Annotated in this window: 10 protein-coding genes and 1 pseudogene; 5 read left to right on the top strand and 6 right to left on the bottom strand. The window is 40.6% G+C overall.

Annotation, left to right across the window (positions count from 1 at the left end; translation table 11 throughout):
* Positions 1-13: 13 nt before the first annotated feature.
* Positions 14-205, bottom strand: a pseudogene (locus tag ACRD69_RS24755) (endonuclease domain-containing protein); the annotation flags it as partial.
* A gap of 581 nt (positions 206-786) precedes the next feature.
* A complete protein-coding gene (locus tag ACRD69_RS24760) occupies positions 787-3,153 on the bottom strand; it encodes a heavy metal translocating P-type ATPase (protein ID WP_430817820.1) in 2,367 nt (788 codons plus the stop codon).
* A 247-nt stretch (positions 3,154-3,400) separates the two neighbouring features.
* Between ACRD69_RS24760 and ACRD69_RS24765 the strand changes: the two genes are divergently transcribed.
* The 3 genes from ACRD69_RS24765 (at position 3,401) to ACRD69_RS24775 (ending at position 6,190) form a co-directional block, all read left to right on the top strand.
* Positions 3,401-4,072: a hypothetical protein gene (locus ACRD69_RS24765; RefSeq protein WP_430817821.1), complete on the top strand. Its 672-nt coding sequence runs from the start codon at positions 3,401-3,403 to the stop codon at positions 4,070-4,072.
* Between the two features lie 124 nt (positions 4,073-4,196).
* A complete protein-coding gene (locus tag ACRD69_RS24770) occupies positions 4,197-5,321 on the top strand; it encodes a glycerate kinase (RefSeq protein ID WP_430817822.1) in 1,125 nt (374 codons plus the stop codon).
* A 95-nt stretch (positions 5,322-5,416) separates the two neighbouring features.
* Positions 5,417-6,190 carry a hypothetical protein gene (locus ACRD69_RS24775; protein WP_430817823.1) on the top strand — a complete coding sequence of 258 codons (774 nt, stop codon included), beginning with the start codon at positions 5,417-5,419 and terminating at the stop codon, positions 6,188-6,190.
* Positions 6,191-6,264: 74 nt separating this feature from the next.
* Here the strand turns inward: ACRD69_RS24775 and ACRD69_RS24780 are convergent, their stop codons facing one another.
* Positions 6,265-7,161 carry a hypothetical protein gene (locus ACRD69_RS24780; protein ID WP_430817824.1) on the bottom strand — a complete coding sequence of 299 codons (897 nt, stop codon included), beginning with the start codon at positions 7,159-7,161 and terminating at the stop codon, positions 6,265-6,267.
* 328 nt (positions 7,162-7,489) lie between these two features.
* Positions 7,490-10,966 carry a sensor histidine kinase gene (locus ACRD69_RS24785; protein ID WP_430817825.1) on the bottom strand — a complete coding sequence of 1,159 codons (3,477 nt, stop codon included), beginning with the start codon at positions 10,964-10,966 and terminating at the stop codon, positions 7,490-7,492.
* Between the two features lie 125 nt (positions 10,967-11,091).
* Between ACRD69_RS24785 and ACRD69_RS24790 the strand changes: the two genes are divergently transcribed.
* A complete protein-coding gene (locus ACRD69_RS24790; protein ID WP_430817826.1) occupies positions 11,092-12,015 on the top strand; it encodes a hypothetical protein in 924 nt (307 codons plus the stop codon).
* 45 nt (positions 12,016-12,060) lie between these two features.
* On the opposite strand, the gene ACRD69_RS24795 is transcribed toward ACRD69_RS24790, so the two are convergent.
* Positions 12,061-12,261, bottom strand: coding sequence for a hypothetical protein (locus ACRD69_RS24795; RefSeq protein WP_430817827.1), 201 nt, complete (start codon positions 12,259-12,261; stop codon positions 12,061-12,063).
* A 63-nt stretch (positions 12,262-12,324) separates the two neighbouring features.
* Entirely contained in the window at positions 12,325-12,798 is a 474-nt protein-coding gene (locus ACRD69_RS24800) for a hypothetical protein (protein ID WP_430817828.1), read from the bottom strand.
* 729 nt (positions 12,799-13,527) lie between these two features.
* On the opposite strand from ACRD69_RS24800, the gene ACRD69_RS24805 reads away from it, so the two are divergent.
* Positions 13,528-14,376 (top strand): restriction endonuclease, encoded by an 849-nt coding sequence (locus ACRD69_RS24805; RefSeq protein ID WP_430817829.1) that lies wholly within the window; start codon positions 13,528-13,530, stop codon positions 14,374-14,376.
* The last annotated feature ends 373 nt before the right edge of the window (positions 14,377-14,749 follow it).

Below are 14,749 nucleotides of genomic sequence, written 5' to 3' on the forward strand. Positions count from 1 at the left end.
CCATAAGATTTTCTTATCGTAATGTTGTAATACCCATATTACTAAGATTCCTATCCCTAAGTCTGTCATATTCCTCATTATAAACATGGTATTCCTCATCTAATTCGATAGCTAGCTTTAATTGAGGACAATAAAAATCCAGAATGTATTGCCCAATAGAATGTTGTCGCCTTAACTTCAGATTGCATATTCTTTTTCCTTTAAGGTAATTCCAAAGTTCTCATTCCGCTGGAGTTGCTCTGTTTCTCAATAGTTTTCTCCTATAAATCATTTCTTGCCGGTTACTTTTCATATCTTTCTTATATTGTTGAAAACTAATTTATAAAAAAGACTTAAAACCACCTCCCCTCTCCTTCGTCGAGGTACTCCTCCTTGCCAGGAGGAGAGCTGATTTACAGCTTGCAAAACACTATATATGTGAATGTTTGAATCTTTTCGAACACTCGTGGGCAAAGCGCAGCAACGCCCCGGGTTACCTAACGCCCGTCAACCCAGTGCAACAGCAATTGTTCTTCAATGCACTTCTGTTCCATGCACCGGCATAGTAAATGCCTAATTGTGTATAAATTTTATGTGAAAAGTTTATCAATTCGACAGTTCATCAATTCGACAGTTCGACAAATCAGTTGCTGATAGCTATCGACAGTTATATAGTTTAGTGGTTGAATAGTTTAATCGTTCAACTTATAAACTCTTAAACCCTTAAACAGCTTGACAGTTCATCAATTCGACAGTTCAACAATTCGACAGTTTGACAGTTTATCAGTTCAACAATGCAACAAAAACCTACAATCCCTTTCTTTTTCCGCTAAGCATTACATTAACACTTGTAAAAACCACAACAGAAACACTACTTAGGGGCATTAAAACTGCTGCAAACAGTGGGCTTAACTGGCCCGAAACAGCAAATGATAATCCAACTACATTGTAAAGGAATGAAATGATTATGGCAGCATAAACGATCTTCAGCGCTGATTTGGAAAAACGAATAAAACGAGGCAGTTGTGTTAATTCAGAGGCGCTGATAATCGCGTCACTTGACGGGGAAAACTGGTGCACATCATCGGCCACTGCAATACCTACATGAGCTTCCTTAAGTGCACCAACATCATTGAGGCCATCGCCCACCATCATAACAGTTCTTCCCTCAGCTTTTAATTGTGCAACATACTCCTTTTTATCCTTCGGTGTCTGGTAAAAATGAATGTGCTCTGCATCTATTATCTGACTTAAAGCCCCTTGTTCTGCATCGTTATCGCCTGAAAGAATATGAACATCGGTGTATTGCTGAACCGTTTGCAGCATTTCTTTCCAATTCTCGCGATAATAATTTTTAATGGTATAATAACCCACAGGTGTATCATCCAGACTAACGTAAACCTTTGCCGATGCATTGCCGGTCCCCGCCTTTGCTCCAACAAAAGAAGAGGACCCCAGTTTTACACGAATATTCATCACAAGGGCTTCAACACCTGCTCCCTCCTGCTCCTTAAACTCATTAACCTCAAACAGGTCAGCCTTACTCAAGTGCGTTGCCAGGGCGCGGCTTAAGGGGTGGCGCGATTGGTATGCCACTGATTTTATTAAAGACTGTGTATAATGATCTGGCAAGGCCCCTTCAAACTCCACTTTAAAATGCTCAGGATCAGTCAAGGTTCCTGTTTTGTCAAACACAATGGCATCTACTTTTGTCAGCTTTTCTATTATCGAGGTAAGCTTCAGGTACAAATGATTCTTACCCAATATACGCCCGGCGTGTCCAAAGGCAAAAGGGACCGATAATGCCAATGCACAAGGGCAGGCAATGATCAGTACCGAGGTGAAAGCCATCACCGCCTTGGTACTATCCTGCCAGGCCCAATATAATCCTGTTAAGGTACTGATAAGGATAATAGCTATGGTGAAATACTTACTCACCACATTTAATGTATGCGATATCATTGATTCCTTTTCATCAGCATTGCTGCGCTCTTTCCATAACTCAGCCAGGTAACCTGTTTCCGCTTTCTTCTCAACTTCAAGCAGTAAGGCGTTACCAATGACACGTCCACCGGCATAAATCAAATCTTCCTTAGCTTTGCGCACCGGAACAGATTCACCGGTTATAAAACTATAATCAACTGAAGCTCCCAAGGACAACAACCTGGCATCTGCAGGTATGATCTCACCATTACGAACCTGTATCTTATCACCTGATTGTAATTCACTGATCGGCACAATCTCCTCTTTATTGTCTGAAATCCTGGTAATTCCAAGAGGAAAATAGGAACTATAATCGTTATCGAAGCTCAATGCCTCATATGTTTTAGCCTGGTACCATTTACCTATCAATAAGAAAAAGATCAGTCCGGTCAATGAATCAAGATACCCTGACCCGTTGTCGGTAATAATTTCAAACAGACTGCGCACGAAAATAGCGATGATACCAATGGCAATGGGCATATCAATGGACACAATACCCCGCTTTATATTTTTCCAGGCAGTAATAAAATACTCATTGCCTGAAAATAACATGGCAGGCATGGACAGCAGAACGCTGATCCATTTAAACCAGGCTATAATTTCGGGATTTAAGGCAATATCATCCGACAGGTAATCGGGAAAACTCAGGAGCATCACATTACCAAAAATAAAACCGGCCACTCCCAGCTTCACCAGTAAACGTTTGCTTCGTTTGGCGGTTTTCTTTTGTTCCTCGGTCTTAATATGGGGCTTATAATTGATAGAGGCCAGCAAGCCCATTAATTCACTCAGTTTGATATCCTCCTCATTAAATGTGATGGCAGCCTCGCGCCTGTTGAAATTAACACTTGATGTGATAACACCTTTATGCAGGCGGTGCAGGTTTTCGATCAGCCAGATACATGAACTACAATGTATGGAGGGAATATATAGTTTTACACGCCCCATTGAACCGTCGTAGAAGTCAAGAACAGACCGCTTGATGTCTTCCTGATCCAGGTAATCGTAATATTCAATGGTCGCTTTCTTATCGCGAATACCCGGGGCTTTTTCAATATCGTAGTAAGCCCCCATATCATTCTCTTTAAGAATATCATAAACCATGACGCAGCCGTCGCAGCAAAAGTCTTTATCATCATGCCGCACCCACGATTGTGAAGGGCTGCCGCAATGGTAGCACGTTTTAGACATATCGGATTGTTATGTGAGTTTGTAATATAAAAAGAAAGTTGTGGAATTTGTTCATGACTTTCAAACGCAAATCACCATTACAAAATCAACATAAATTAATATATTTGCATCAAACTAAGGGTACACTTAGATCAGATCATAATAAAACAACCATATAATAACACCATTAAAGGCTGTTTTACAATCTGTTAAAACTTATTATTTCACAAAATAAATTTAAAATCGCTTATAAACTTAAGCCATTAATATGACAACTTCATCTATACTCAGAAAAACCATCTTATTATTCTCAATTACTGTCATTTGCCTCCAATTATCTGCTCAAGACTTTAGTTTACCCAAACAATATAATGGACGTAGACATAGGGGCTTTTTCTTATCAATGGCATTAGGCGTTAACAGCACCAAAATGGAATCTGATGCGAAATATTATGGACTATCAACTTATAAAGGCATTGGAGGTGCATTTGACCTAAAGATAGGTGGAACATTAACTGAAAACCTGATTCTTCATGCAACAATTCTTTCACATGGTGTAACAGGCCCCAAAGTAAGCAGTGATGAATTCAACATAAATGATGTAAAGACTGATAACGATATTTCATTATCAGAAGGAATGATTGGCGCAGGATTAACCTATTATACAGGGAGCAACATCTTTTTTTCATCTTCTCTTGGCATGGGAAATTTCATTCTGGAAAATGATAAAGAAGACATCTCAATTTCAACTGACTGGGGGTTCAGTATGCAGTTAAAGGCAGGAAAAGAATGGTGGGTAGGTAAAAAGTGGGGAATTGGAGTAGCGGCCTATTATCATCACACAAATGGAATTAACCAGGAAGGTAATATCGCCGAAGAAAAGCTATCCAGTCACAATTTTGGTATCATGTTTAATGCCACCCTTAATGGAAGAAAATAAGCTCTGAATTGTAATCCCCAGGCTTCTCTATAGTAATGCAGAAATAATATGCTTGTTTAATTTAAAAGATGATAAATTTGGAATAGTTGATAGTGTTGCCAAAAACCAATAAAACATCATCTCTATGACAAAAATTGTTATTGCACCCGACAAGTTTAAAGGCTCATTATCGGGGCTTGAGTTTTGCAATATTGTAGAACACAGCATCCTAAAGCATTGCAATACTGTCGAAATCATTAAGTGTCCTTTAGCTGATGGTGGCGATGGCACTGTTGATGCACTTAATTTCCATATAAATGGTCACAGGGAAGAAATCCGGGTGCATGATCCGCTCTTTCGTCCAATAAACACGTCATATTTATTGTCGGCAGATAAACACACTGCCTTTATTGAGATGTCAGCAGCCTCAGGTCTGCGCTTGCTTGCTCCTGGGGAACTGAATCCCTTAAATACCAGCACATACGGAACAGGCCAGTTAATTAAGGATGCCATTGACAAAGGAGCCCGCCATATTATCCTGGGCATTGGCGGTAGTGCCACCAACGACGGGGGACTGGGTATGGCTTGTGCTTTAGGCTATCGATTCTTCGATGCAAGTGGCAAGACATTAAAAGGCATTGGATCGGACTTGCAATTATTGCATGAAATTGATAACCACGATGTCCATCCACAACTAAAGGACGTGAGGTTTGAAATTGCCTGCGATGTTGACAACCCCCTTTACGGCCCCTATGGAGCAGCCTTTGTTTATGCGCCTCAAAAGGGGGCTGACTCAGAAACCATTGCTCAACTCGACGCCGGTTTAAAAAACTACCAGCGCATTGTTAAAGATCAACTGCACCTCGATCTTCAGTCCATTAAAGGTGCCGGTGCGGCTGGTGGTTTGGGTGCAGGATGCATCGCCTTTTTAAATGGCGAATTAAAATCTGGTATTGAACTGCTTAAAAACATTGCTGATTTTGATAACAAGATCAAAGATGCAGACTGGCTCATTACGGGCGAAGGCAAACTGGACCGACAAACCTTCGCCGGCAAAGTCATCAAAGGCATCACCGACAGTTTAAGCACTCAAAAACTGGCTGTTTTCTGCGGTGTTAGCGAGTTAAGTCAAAATGAACTCACTCACTATTCTATAAAGTATTTGGATGCAATCAGCCAATATGCCCAAAGCAACAATGACTCTGTTTTAAATGCCGGCATGTATCTAGAAATGGCTGCTGAGAGCTTTGCTTTGTCTGTTTTAAAGTAAACTCCCTTACACAAACAAGCTCCTTAATAATTGACTTTCTGCATTATACACGGTAAATTTATTACTATCACATTTATTTACAAACAACCTGTATCATGAAAGAAAAAGTATTTATTGCTGCGATAGCACTACTCATGCTATGGCCCTGTGTTTCTGCACAACAAAATGTCAAAGAAAACTACATTCCGATTTTTCTTTACGAAGATGAAGTTAAACCTTCTATGTATTTTGAATACATGGAGGCTGTTAAATCCAACATGCAATTTTTTAAGGATAACAACTACAAATACCCGGTGTACACTTTCCGCGATGATGAATTCAATGTATTTTTCAACACGCCAATGGGCCCCAACATCGCCTATGTTGACAGTATATACAAGGAATTAGGCATTGTAGCAAAGGCTGATTCCATTGGCTGGGAAAAGGTCTGGAAAAATTACGATGGTACCTATAACCACGGCCATAACTACATCGTTTACTGGAGTAAATCCAGGTCATATTATCCTGTTGAAATCCATGATAACCTGGATGAATACAAATACACAACCCTTGCGATTATTTACCCGATGCCAGGTAAAATGCGCGAGTTAAAGAAAATTATGGAAGAATGGGTTGCCTTATACAAAAGCAACAATATCCAGCAAGGTTTTGACACTTACCCAAGCTATATGGGAACTAAAGAACGAATTTGGGTTGTCATGCGATTTAAAGATGAGATCGATGCTGCTCAGAAACTAGACGGGATAAGGACTGTTCTAATGAAATCTGAAGATTACCAAAACCTCTACAAAAAAACACTTAAAGTGGTGCAAAAGTGGGAAAGCTCAAGAGCCTGGTACCTGCCTGAGTATTCATATATCCCTGAATAATAAATTTAGCGAGTGTTCAAAAGGTAAGAAGCACCTTCGAACACTCGCTTATATTTTATGGCTCCTACCACACTTTAACGCTTAAACACATACTTATAGGTGTTATCTTTTTCGCCATCTTCCCCAAAAAAAGTACCTTCCAATGTAATACTGCCTTTTGGATCAAAGGTATACACCTCATTTCGAGCCTCTCTGTCAGGCTTATCAACCACATGATAACTGATATGTAACTGCCCATCTTTAAACACTGCCTTTCCAATTGCCGCCTGAAGCCAGTTACCACCTCCGGCTTTAACAAAAACAGGCAGAAAATTATTCATTCCATCAATATTTAGTTCTTTTACCTCCCACATATGCCATTGTCCATCACCCTGGTTATTGGTAAATAATGACTTGACTTTATAACCTGTAGGCGTTTTTAATATGTGACAGCTTTGCTTAGCCACTTCGTCCGCCCATGGCATATCCACAGATGATAGTGATGCATCCATATTCCAGGTTCCAACAGCCCAATTAAGCAATCCCAAATTATCCACCTTTTCATATTCAGCCTTTTTAACAACGGTCATCTGTATTATCTTCCACTGCTTACCGTCTTTTATCAACACACGGGTACCTGAATCATCACCTTCCTTAAAGGTAACTAAGGCAAGGTCTTTGCCCATTTGAAATTTAAAATCAGTCTTACTGGCAAATTCCTTAATGGGTTCAGGATTATTACTAAACATGGTTTTCATCATCTGACTTAATGATTCCCATGAAGTTTGTTCCATGTATTGATTGGGGGTAGCTACTGCCCAATATATAGGTGACTGATGAGCCCACGTGCTTTGCCATCCATCATAATCACGTTGCATAAAATAGCTGGTTTCATCATCAATAACCTTCTTAACCTCTGCTTCATCTTTACTCATTTGTGCCATAATAGCTGGTGACACCAGCATCAGCAATACCATAGTAATTGTTTTCATCTTCCCTTTTTTAGTAAATAATTATCTCAACGTGCGATAATTTAAGGTGATGAAGGAGGTTTGTCAAATCGCAGTTGCCGCGGGAAGAGCTGAGCATAAAAATAAGATAAGTGCTGGATTAGTGTGAATGGCTCTCTGGCCGCTTGCAAAATTGCTTCCCCCCGATGGCGCAGATATGCAATCTGTGCCTTTAAAAAATTTACCTCATGATCAAATCGCATGGACATGCTCTCTAAGCCGATAAACCATCATCTGTGTTTAAGCGCACTTCTGTCGCACTCACGCGGTTGTAATGTAAATAACAAACCTTAATACTGCATATCAAAACCTATTCAGTGTCAATGGTGAAGTGAAAGGAAGTGCCTTTACCACATTCTGAATCAACACAAATGGCACCACCAAGGCCTTCCACCAGACTTTTTGTAATTGCCAGCCCCAAACCATTACCGCCATATACCTCGTTAGAATCATCGATGCGGTAAAAACGGTCAAAAACATGATTGATACTCTCGGGTCGTATACCAATACCTGAATCTTGCACCTCAAAAAGCAATGAGCCGCCTTCTTTTCTATACGCAACAGAGACCTGCCCGGCAGGCGTAAACTTTATCGCATTGTTTATCAGGTTATTTAAGATCTGCCTGAGTCGGTTGTGATCGGTGATAATTTCAATGTCCTCACCCTGCAGTTTCAGTTCCACCTTGGGATTCTGAATGCAGACGCCATCCTTTAAATAGCTTTCAAAGACATTGCTGACCAGTTCTTTCACATTTACATGCTTCTTACTGATCACTAACTGGTTGGTTTCGATCATGGATATGTCAATGATGTCGTTTAGAATATTCAGCAACGATTCTGCATTATTATGAATGATATTAATGTAGTTATGAATATCATCCATCTCAACATCCGACTCACGCATTATCTCTGTAAAACCCAAAATAGCATTCATTGGTGTTCTTATCTCATGCGACATATTTGAAAGAAATGATGTTTTAAGCCGATCACTCTCTTCTGCTTTTTTCAGTGCTTCTTCCAAATACACGGTTCTTTCTTCAACCAAATGCTCCAGTTTGTTTCTGTGCGCTTCCAGCTCCTCATTTTGCTTTGATACCTCAATGCGACTTTCTTCGAGTTCAATATTCTTATTCTTTAATTCCCGGGTACGCTCCGCTACTTCAGCCTCTAAATTCAACTTTTGTTCTCTTATTTCATGCATCCGGTACCTGATGACAAAAAGAATAATGAAACTTATAAAAAACACCATGAGTATACGAAACCACCAGGTTTCATAATAGGGCGGGGTTATGATGATCGTCAAATGTACTTCGTCCTGCGGAAGGCACATTATCCCATCATTATTGGATGCCCTTAGCACAAAGGTATACTCACCCGGTTTTAAGCCTGTATAATTAGCCCATCGCCTGTCTGCGTCGGTCATTATCCATTCTGAATTATATCCTTCAAGTCGATATTGGTACTTATTCTTTGTTGGTGATGCAAAATGTGTGGATGAAAACTCAATGGTAAAATCATTTAGAAAGTAAGGCAGAACCAGGCTATCTGTTTCCGAAATGGTCTTACGCAAAACCACTCGTTTCTTTAGCTCTTCGCCAGGTGCCACTGCTTGATTAAATATCTTTAGTTCAGTAAGTACAGGCTTTGGATAAAACGGATTTGATTTTATCTCATCAGGATGAAATGACACCAGGCCTTTTGATGACCCAAAAAATATTTCTCCACCTGAAGTCTGACTGCCGGCTGTTGTATTGAATTCATTAACAGGCAACCCGTCTCCCTTATTATAGACGATGTATTGGTAGGTATGCTTATCAAACTTAACAATTCCACAGTCGCCGCTTAGCCATAAGTCATCTCCGTTGGAATATATCCGGTAAATAGCGCACAGTACGCCCTCACTTATAATGGGTATTGGTGTAAACTTTTTGCTTAAGCGGTTAAATATGTTTAAACCCTTATCTGTTCCAACAAATAAAATAGAATCACTCTCTTCATGCACAAAGTAAACGGTATTGCCGCTTATCGAGTTTGTATCATCCGGATTGGCCTTATAGTGAATAAACTCCTTCTTATCCCTATCGTAGCGTCCCAATCCTCCATTCTGTGTTCCCGTCCAGAAAATCCCGTTTTTGGTTTGCGTTAAAAAGCGATAGTGGCTGTTGCTTAGATAATCTTCTTCATAGAGCTCTGAGTGATAGATAAAGTGCTCACTTTTAAAATCGTACTCAACCAGCCCTTTCGTATTGGTTGCAAACCAAAGGTTTTCATTATTATCCTCAATTATCGCCCGAATACCAAAACCATCAAAATAGGTAGTAGCATCAGATTCCATAGGACTGTAATGCATCAGTTCATTCCTTTGAGGATCGATTTTCTGCAGCCATCCGTCATAAAACCCGATCCATATATCTCCGTTTTTATCTTCCACAATACCAGCCGGGGCTCTATACAACAGGGTATTGGACTGATTCGGATCATAGAGGTAGTTTGAATAGCTATCCGCCTTACGATCATAGCACACCACCCCTTTACTATGGCAACCAACCCATATGTTCTTTTTAGAATCTTCATAAACCATGCTTATATTCTCACCACTGATAATGGCACTTCTATCTGCCAGGTGACGATACGTTAAGAATCTGTTCTGATTAAGATCTATTTTGATAACGCCGTTTCTTTCACTTCGCAACCAAAGAATATCCTTATCATCGATCAATGAAATAAATATATTTCCCTGCAAAACACCTGTTTCATTGCTGCTTATTACCTGGCTTACGATCTTATCTTTCGTTATTCTAATCAGTTGGTTACCCAAAGCCATCCAAACATCCCCTTTTGAATCATGCGCATAACTAACCCCCATAGGATTAACATTTTCAGGAAAAGAGGTCAATTCATTGATTCTTCCATCTCCCGTAAAATCCCCTTCATACATGCACAGGCTCATCTTATCCGCATAAACGGTAAAGTATAGTTGTCCGCTTCCCGTTACATAAAAGCTATGGACATTTTCCCCTTTAAATAAATGCTTATTAAGCTCATTATTAAGCAGGTCGTATATCACCAAACCATTATTTGAAGTTGAACATACCAGGTACTGTTCCCTCCATATAGCATATTGCGTAATAGCCGTACTCTCAATAATTTCAGGGCTTATTAATTCAGATACACTAAAGAGCTCTTCCTTTGCCGGATCAAAAACGAACAATTTACCATAGGTTCCAATCCACAATCGACCTGTTGCATCCTCATCGATCTGATGCACATTGAACACAAGCTCCTCTGGCAAACAGTTGACAAAACTATCGGATCCGGCATTGTACTTATGAAGCCCTTTGTTGGTACCAAACCACAAGGTGCCATCAGATGATCGATGGAAACTCAAAACATCATTACCAACAGTTGTTGCCGAATCCGGGTCGTTATAATAAGAGAAAACCCTGGTGGATAAATTCAACCTGTTCAGTCCAATACCCTGAACCGATAGCCATAAATTGTTATTGGCATCTTCAAACAAACGATTGATTGATTTTCCCTGGGGGCAGTTTTTTGAATTACTGACCGGTCTGAATGTTTTAAACTCATAACCATCATATCGCCCCAGTCCATTATTGGTCGCCAGCCATATAAATCCGTCATTTGTTTGTTGAATATCAAAAACAAGGCTATGAGGCAAGCCTTCATTTGATGTTAAGTGAGTGGTATGGTAATACTCTTTGACGTTTTCGGCCAGTGCACATTGAAACGATAAGAAAACAAGCAGTGTGAAGTTTATTTTACCCATTTGATTCAGCTTCCCTTTGATAGAGTTGAATATAGGAGATATAGCTGATAAACACAAATTTGCCTGAACACCAACAGCATTTCATTCGATTCTATATCTTTGCGCGTTCAATAAAAGAAGGCAAAATGAGTCAATACAGCAAGCGCTTATTAATGTGTGTAAAACAGGCATGGCCAATGGGTTTAAAAACATCTGTGTGGCTTATTAAGTTGACCTTACCTGTTTCTTTCGCGGTTCTCCTGCTCGATTATTTTGGCTTACTGGTCATAATGGCTAAATATACCAGTCCTGTCTTTGAGTTAATCGGATTACCGGGAGTGGCAGCCCTTGTGCTTGTAACAAGTATTTTCACCAATATCTACTCAGTGGTTGCTGTACTCACAACACTTGCCTTGCCAACCAGAGACGGCACCATACTGGCTGTGATGTGCCTTATTTCACATGGCTTTTTAATTGAAACCGCCATTCTAAAAAAGACAAGTTCATCGGCCATACGCATGCTCTTATTGCGCCTTGTATCCAGTTTTATAGTGGGAGCTCTGCTCAACCTGACACTACCAGGCAGCCCTTCTGACGGTTCATATATCTACCAGAGCCAACACAGTGACCTGTCGCTGGCTATCACAGCATGGTTGCCTCAGATAGGTGCCACATTGCTTAAAATCGTGATCCTTGTGAATGCCCTGCTAATTGTGCAACGTATTCTCGAGGAGTTTGGGATATTAAAATACCTGACTAAACCACTGGCACCATTTATGAAGCTCATGGGCCTACCTAAAGAATCATCTTTTTTATGGATGATAGGCAACACCATTGGCCTGGCCTACGGTTCGGCAGTAATGCTCCAAAAAGCAGACGAGGGTCAACTTCAGCCCAAAGAATGTGATCTGCTCAATCACCACCTGGCCATCTCCCATTCACAGCTTGAAGATCCCCTGCTGTTTGTGAGCCTGGGTTACTCAATGCCTGTACTTATTATTCCACGTATGCTTTTTGCCGTTGCGGTGGTTTGGCTGCGACGCGTCGAAAACTACTTTCGCAGCAGGTAACAGCAACTAAAGCCATTCGCACAGATGCAAAACAATAAACATTGTTTACCAGTTTATTCGCTCTTCATTTCTTTGGGCAATAATCTTCTGACACATTCCGTCAAACAGATGCCAGAGCGTATCATTATTACCACCAAAGGTCTTGCTATAATCCGCTACGCCTGCCTCCATATGCGCAATCTGGTCCTCACTAAAACGCTTGATCTTAGAGTTATAAAAGAAAATCCAAATTAGGTATTCATCCATATAATTGCCATTGGGCAGATTTATCATACACTGCCCATCTTCACGCCTGCCGGCGTTCAGGTTCTACCTCCAAAACCCTTGTGTCTTATTGCGTAATACCCATATGACCTTGCTCTTTGAATCGGATATGGCGGTCATATTACCAGGGTGCCAATGTAAAGTAAACTTATCGTTGCTCCGTTTAACACGAATGGAAGCAGCACCAGCCCTGTTACCGGTCGACCAATGAATACTTTCAAAGACTTTGCCTTCAGTAAGCCCTGCCTGGCGAATAAATTGCTTATGCAGCCCTATAAATGCATTGTGAGAATTGGAATAAGCGGGAACAGCTTTAAAACAAAATTGTCGTAAGGCTTTTGTCTGCGAACTGATGCAGTTAAGTTCCCTGTGCAACTCCCGGTTTTTGAGTTGCGCTTCTGTTTTGGGATCACGGGGGCGGCTGTAACTACGCAGTCGAATTTGATCGTCTGTCACATAAAAAATAACATTGCCTTCACGGCCTGCATTAATGTGTGGATGAAACTTGTGCTTTCTCATAAGTATGGTTTTAAAAGTGAACACTGACCAAGGTTAAATTAGTACCTACAAGTTACCACCAGAATGGAGCGTTTCAAAACCACAAACAACATGCAATATAAAGCAGCTGAAATGCACGCGATTTTCATTCGGTAATGTTCGGAAGAATTTTAAGGAAAAAAACTTTTGCATAGGAGATGTCGACCATAAAAAGATAAGCGCTTAAACCCACCTTAAATCGCGTATTTAAAAAAAGCCTGATTATTGAATTATTCTCGTTCCTTAAGCCGGACTATCCTGCAAGCCCCCTGCCCTCTGCCAAACAGGGGTCTTATTCGGGATCAACCTCGCTGGCAGCGAGGTTGATCCGAAGGCGTTCCGAAGAAATACCGAAGAAAGGCCGACGGCATACCTGGCAATTACCGAAGCCATTTTATCACCATCAGAAGATATTTGCGAAGGAAATAAGGCTCTTTAGTGAAAAAACAACCTATTATACCTCGATCATCAAGCAGCAGCTATTCAATGAGGTTGTTTAATGTTGCAGGAGTATTTCGAGCGTGGTCGATTGCTTGTTAACGACAATGCTCAATTTGTAATGGCCTAACCTTAGGTTACGGAAAAAATTAGCAGGAGTCAATGAAATCAGGATATTGCTTCGGATTTTCAATATAACTTTAAACTACTTCAAAAGAAGAATCGTCGTCCCACAATTCATCAAAATCCCTATCTTTACTCAAAAGTCATAGCATGCATACAAAGTCACTTTCCAATTACCTGATACAAAAAGCTTCGGGCGAACAGGTTTATTTTGAAAGCCATAAACTGGTTGATTCACTGGTACGTTCAGGTGCCAGCGAAACCATGGCTAATCAAATATTACAAGCCATTAGCATGGAGTTACACGATGGTATGCTGACAAGTGATATTTATACCAAAGCATATCGCATGCTGCAAAAGCAGGAGCGTAAAACAGCTGTTAACTATCGCCTTAAACAAGCCGTACTGCAGCTGGGCCCATCAGGATATCCCTTTGAGCATTTTGTGGGTGAGCTCTTTAAGGCACGAGGCTTTAAGGTGGAAGTTGGTAAACTGGTGAATGGCTACAGTGTACGCCATGAAATTGATGTGGTGGCTACCACTGAGCATAAACATATTTTTGTGGAGTGTAAGTTTCATAATTACCAGGGCACCAAAACCAATGTTAAAGTACCCATGTATATCCGCTCCCGCTTTGATGACCTGAACCGTGTTCGTCACTTCGATGAACAACTGAAAAACACCAATACGCAAGGCTGGATCATTACCAATACACGGTTTACGGAAGATGCCATTAAATTTGGCCGCGATTATGGCCTGACACTCCTTGGCTGGGACTACCCCGAAAAAGGTAATTTAAAGGACTGGATTGAACTGGAAAACCTCCACCCGATCACCTGCCTTTCATCTATTACCAGAAAGGAAAAGAAAGCCCTGCTAGAAAAAGGTATTGTGATGTGTCACGACCTGTATAAAAAACTCAAACACCAGGAATCACTACCCATAAAACCACGTAACCAAAGAGCCTGCAAGCGTGAATTAAGGGATTTTATTGAGTAGGATGTTGTTGAAAAGTTGACAGGTTTATAAGTTGAATTGCTAATTGTCGTACTGGTCAACTGTCGAATTGTCGAATTAAACATCCCATTAACCTCATATACAACATTATACATCCCAACATCTTACATTAAATTTACTCATAATCGGGCATTGGCTATTCCGGTGCATGGAACTGAAGTGCACGAAGAACAATTGCTGTTGCACCGGTTTTTTATTGGCATTGAATACCCAGGGCGTCGCTACGCTTTGCCTTTTAGTGTTCGAAAAGAAGTTTTATAAACGTATAGATCTATGCATCATGTAAATCAGCTCTCCTCCTTACAAAAAGCTACTCTTTACTGTTATTATTGTTCAATATGCTCATAGCAAGCAA

The sequence above is a fragment of the Carboxylicivirga agarovorans genome, assembly GCF_050589845.1.
Classification (GTDB): Bacteria; Bacteroidota; Bacteroidia; order Bacteroidales; family Marinilabiliaceae; genus Carboxylicivirga; species Carboxylicivirga agarovorans.